The sequence below is a fragment of the Vibrio genomosp. F10 str. 9ZD137 genome (assembly GCF_049974785.1).
In the GTDB taxonomy this organism is placed as follows: Bacteria; Pseudomonadota; Gammaproteobacteria; order Enterobacterales; family Vibrionaceae; genus Vibrio.
Genome location: NZ_JBNGCJ010000444.1, coordinates 1 through 4,268, shown reverse-complemented (window position 1 = coordinate 4,268; position 4,268 = coordinate 1). Strand labels below are relative to the sequence as shown.

Here is a 4,268-nt window from a genome sequence, read left to right as displayed (position 1 = left end):
CAGTGGCGGCATAACCATTAGTTGTCTACGAACATATGGTTAGCTTTGGTTACACCTCTGTCATAGGTGCAGAATGTATCTGTAGCCGCTTCAGTTTTACTGTGAATTTTAATATTGGTGATGACTTCTACCGCACCAGCATCATAACAAGCTTGTTGTGCATCTTTCACGATTTCTAGTAGCTGGTTTAGCTCACCTTTTAACGTGGTTTCCATCGCACTTACTTGGAAAGGAATGCCTGAAGCTTTAACAACTTCTATAGCCTTATCGACAACTTCAAAGTTATTGCCTTCTTTTACTCGTGGGATAACTTGGAAAGCGAGCATGACTTCATCTAGTCGTGGTTTTTGAGCTGACATCAATAATTTCTCATTGGTTCGGTTGGTATTGAATGGCGTATTGTAACATCAATTTAAAGTATTGCGGTTTGAACTTAAATGCGTCGGCTAAAAAAGCGTTTAAGAGAGATTCCCAACGCTTGGTATTTTTGGTCTACTTATAATTTAGTGTGTACGGCACAATGGTTTAATCTGGTTGGCTGGCGTTATTCACCACTAAATGCGGCGCTATAAGTGATTTGAGATTGCTGACCATAAGCGCCACTAAAGTTTAGGCGGCTTTGACTTTTCGTTGGTTCAACCGCTTTATTTTTCTCTATTTGTATCTAACCATGGGATGTTTTTATCGCCTAAGTAGGATGAAATACATTGAGCAATAGAATCGACTTAACCTTACTACAGCTTGCTTTGTTTAGCTCTAAAGTTAATCATACTGCTCAAGAGACAAACAGAGTACCTAACTGATTAATCTTAATACAAGACTCCGAAAGGCTGTAAGATCTATTTCATCGGAGGTGTTACCACAAAATACTAATTTGTAAGAGGAAATGTGATGATTCAATGGCCATGCATTATAAAATTAGAAGGCGATGATGAGCTGATGTATGTCGGTTCCAAGAAACATTTACAGGATGAGTGCGAGGGATTGATATTCAGTGACCTTGATGTTCTTATCGACTCCGTGGGTCAAGGCTTTACGATTCGTGAAGTTGGTAATAAAGGCATAGAGACAGAAAAAAATAATCAGTCTCTTAGTGTGAGTGAAGTGACATCATTAATACAAGCCCACGAGTTTTCAAAAGCAGAGATGTGTTTAACAAAAATACACTTTTTGTCTATTTCTGAGGCGATTCAATCGTTGACTTTCACGGATTAATATAAGCTAACGAGCAATTGTCTAGTCTAATAAACGTTAATTAGAGAATGGGCTATACGGAAAAACTACCCCAACGAGCTTTTACACTATCATTAGACATTTTATGCACAAATCGATTCGGTTTGAGTTAACCTAGATGAATAAGTATTGAAACACAATCATTAGGCATCAATCAGATATGCGTAAAACAGATAAGAAAATAGATAACCAAATCAGAAAAACGTTAACACAACTCTGTGAAACCAACCTAAAACAACTTGCAGGTTTCCAATGGCTAACTCACTCAGCGAACTACTCTAATTTCCCTAAAACGTTGAAGGTGACCTGTGTCTTTTCGACCAATAGACAACTTTCTGAATTCTTGGAAAACGACGGTGGTTCACCTGTGTATTCTTTGGTTCAGACGAAACTTGCAACAATAGGCGTAACACTTAAGGACGCCGCCCAACATATAGCATTTGATACTGACGAGAACTGCGCAAACGAGCACGGTGGTAACTGGGCGAAACGGCTAGGATGATGATGTGAATCAACTTAATGAGCAATCAATAGAGTGCCCTTACTGTGGTGAAACTATCGACGTATTGATTGACGCGTCGGATATTGAACAACAGTACATTGAAGATTGTCAGGTGTGCTGTAAGCCCATAACCTTTTTGATTTTAGAAAATAATGATGGTTCTTTGATGGCTAACGTTTATAGCGAAAACGACAGTTTTTAGATGGCTATTTGCATGCATGACCTCATCGTTGGTAGCGTAAACCAACTCAATGGGAAAGTAACGCGTTACCTCATGTTAATAGCATCCGGTTTAGGTCTATGTGTTTGAAGCGAAGTACATAATGCTAGACACAGTCGTCACTGATCAACAGCGATCATGTTTTCACAAGGTCGGAAGTACATTCCATAAAAACGCACTAAAAAACACGGGAAGGACGGCTGTCAATCATCAACACATCAAGTTTCTTCTGCGCTTTTTTGGCGTTTTCTAAATCAACCGCTTCTATCATTTCACATTCATCCCGAATCATTTCTTCAATGAGGCTAGGGTAGTGTCTGCAGTCTTCAGGGCGACTTAAGTAAATACTGCACGTGTATCTATCAGGATCGTTTTTAGATGTTTTGGGCGCTAATTCGAGAAAAGGGCATCGTTGCAGCTTTTCTCCGCTTTTAGGATCGAACCATATTTCCCCTCCTTTCACGTAATCAAAAATATCTGGATTAAAAATTTCCCAGAGATCAATTTCTTCTTGCGACACCCAGAGATCACCGCCGCCATATTTAATGCAGCATTTTCCGCATTGGTTACAATCTCTCATCCAAATACCAATAATTCAGCAATATTGTCATATGATAGCACTGATTATGGGACATTAATGCGGATCATTAATTTGGCTCGTTGACTGGCTGACACATACTCGGTGAGGTCACACCAGAAGGTTATTGCTCGCGACTTCTTGAAGTGCTTTATGGGTTTAATGTACAGTGCCGACAATCACTTAGTATTCGCATTAGCGCAATGCAAACCACCATAATGAGGTTGCGTAGTATGAGTAAGATATTTCACCATCCAGTACAAATCTATTACGAAGATACCGACCATTCAGGGGTAGTGTATCACCCAAATTTTCTAAAGTACTTTGAGCGGGCGCGAGAACATGTCTTGGGTAGTGATAAACTGGCAACATTATGGAACGAACACGGCTTGGGGTTTGCAGTGTACAAAGCGAACATGATTTTCCAGGATGGTGTTGAGTTTGCAGAGATTTGTGACATCCGAACATCATTTGAATTGGACGGAAAATACAAAACTCTTTGGAGACAAGAAGTTTGGCGAGAAGGGGCAAGTAAACCTGCTGTGATAGGGGACATCGAAATGGTGTGTCTAGATAAAGATAAGCGCCTTCAACCGGTCCCAGCGGAGATATTAAAAGCTATGATTGGAGCCTGATAGCAAACCATCTTCCTCAAAGAACACTCAAAGATCACTTAAACATAAATAGATACGTGGCTCTAACTGAACCTTCGAGCCACGCTTATCAAAGTGTCGTTTTCATTCTCTCCCTGACTTTGTTCGCAGCATGTCCTCCTAACTTAGCTTTTAACATAGCCTCTAACATAGACGAGTCGAAATGTTTCATCTTGATCTTCATGTCCGATACAACCCCTCCCAAAGTAACAGCAAAACGGTATTGTTCATCTAATCGTCCTAAGCAGGTCTGCCAATAAATCTGCTCGAAACATTGGTTTGAGGTATCATTTTCACTATTTACCCCAAAATTAATGTCAATACCACGATAGGTTTCAATACAGAGTTTCTCACTCTCATTCTCACTATCACGTTTGAAATCCTTAGTCAGCGTATCAATTGATAAAGCACATTTTAAAGCCGATGAAAAATCAAAAGAAAAACGGTTTAATGGTGTGGAAAGACCGAGCCCAGTCGCTTTGATGTATGACTCTTTCAATGCCCATAAATCAAAAAATCGTTCGTTTTTTTGGTCGCTGTCAAGATCGTTCAAATCCTTAATTTCTTCCGCTGAAAAGTACCGGTTCATGACGGCCTGAATATCCATTCCACTGCGAGAGTGCTCAATATCCACCCCCAAAAAGATACTGGTATTCTTCATCTGACATACAGCTATTAACAAATGATCTTTGCTATGACTAATATTGAACGATAGACCCGTGTTTAAATACTGTTCACTTATCAAGGTAGGCTTTCCCTTCTGCCCCAAATGAAACTGCCATTCCTGCGGATCCAATGATGAATATTGAGACAAAACACAGCGCAAGTAACAGCGTATATAAAGAGCCTGAATTTGATCGTGGTGAAAGCGAAATCGGTCTACTTTTGCTGCTTCATCTCCTGAAAGCCAGGTTCGAAGGGAGTGGGTATGATCCAAACATTCATCAAGTTGATTGAGTGGGCATAGCCACAGTTCAATCAGAGGCTGGACGGCCAAATGGCATCTCCTTTTAGTTGTTGTTTTCGTCATATGTCACTATGGCGTGTTGATCTTTCGCAGTTAAATTTTGTTCGAGATAAAAT

General features: G+C 40.1%; 7 protein-coding genes. 4 read left to right on the top strand and 3 right to left on the bottom strand.

Annotated elements, in window-relative coordinates:
• Positions 1–17: 17 nt before the first annotated feature.
• Positions 18–326 carry a thiamine-binding protein gene (locus ACP45E_RS10605; RefSeq protein WP_198926659.1) on the bottom strand — a complete coding sequence of 103 codons (309 nt, stop codon included), beginning with the start codon at positions 324–326 and terminating at the stop codon, positions 18–20.
• A 565-nt stretch (positions 327–891) separates the two neighbouring features.
• Here ACP45E_RS10605 and ACP45E_RS10600 point away from each other — a divergent pair.
• From ACP45E_RS10600 to ACP45E_RS10590, 3 genes are all read left to right on the top strand, one after another.
• Entirely contained in the window at positions 892–1,215 is a 324-nt protein-coding gene (locus ACP45E_RS10600) for a DUF4144 family protein (RefSeq protein WP_017036596.1), read from the top strand.
• 178 nt (positions 1,216–1,393) lie between these two features.
• Positions 1,394–1,735, top strand: coding sequence for a hypothetical protein (locus tag ACP45E_RS10595; RefSeq protein ID WP_017036595.1), 342 nt, complete (start codon positions 1,394–1,396; stop codon positions 1,733–1,735).
• A gap of 4 nt (positions 1,736–1,739) precedes the next feature.
• Positions 1,740–1,937: a CPXCG motif-containing cysteine-rich protein gene (locus tag ACP45E_RS10590; protein WP_017036594.1), complete on the top strand. Its 198-nt coding sequence runs from the start codon at positions 1,740–1,742 to the stop codon at positions 1,935–1,937.
• Positions 1,938–2,133: 196 nt separating this feature from the next.
• Here the strand turns inward: ACP45E_RS10590 and ACP45E_RS10585 are convergent, their stop codons facing one another.
• Positions 2,134–2,535 carry a YkgJ family cysteine cluster protein gene (locus ACP45E_RS10585; protein WP_017037659.1) on the bottom strand — a complete coding sequence of 134 codons (402 nt, stop codon included), beginning with the start codon at positions 2,533–2,535 and terminating at the stop codon, positions 2,134–2,136.
• A gap of 230 nt (positions 2,536–2,765) precedes the next feature.
• On the opposite strand from ACP45E_RS10585, the gene ACP45E_RS10580 reads away from it, so the two are divergent.
• Positions 2,766–3,167, top strand: coding sequence for a thioesterase family protein (locus ACP45E_RS10580; RefSeq protein ID WP_017037658.1), 402 nt, complete (start codon positions 2,766–2,768; stop codon positions 3,165–3,167).
• Between the two features lie 88 nt (positions 3,168–3,255).
• Here the strand turns inward: ACP45E_RS10580 and ACP45E_RS10575 are convergent, their stop codons facing one another.
• Positions 3,256–4,215 (bottom strand): 4'-phosphopantetheinyl transferase family protein, encoded by a 960-nt coding sequence (locus ACP45E_RS10575; protein WP_426511081.1) that lies wholly within the window; start codon positions 4,213–4,215, stop codon positions 3,256–3,258.
• Positions 4,216–4,268 lie beyond the last annotated feature (53 nt).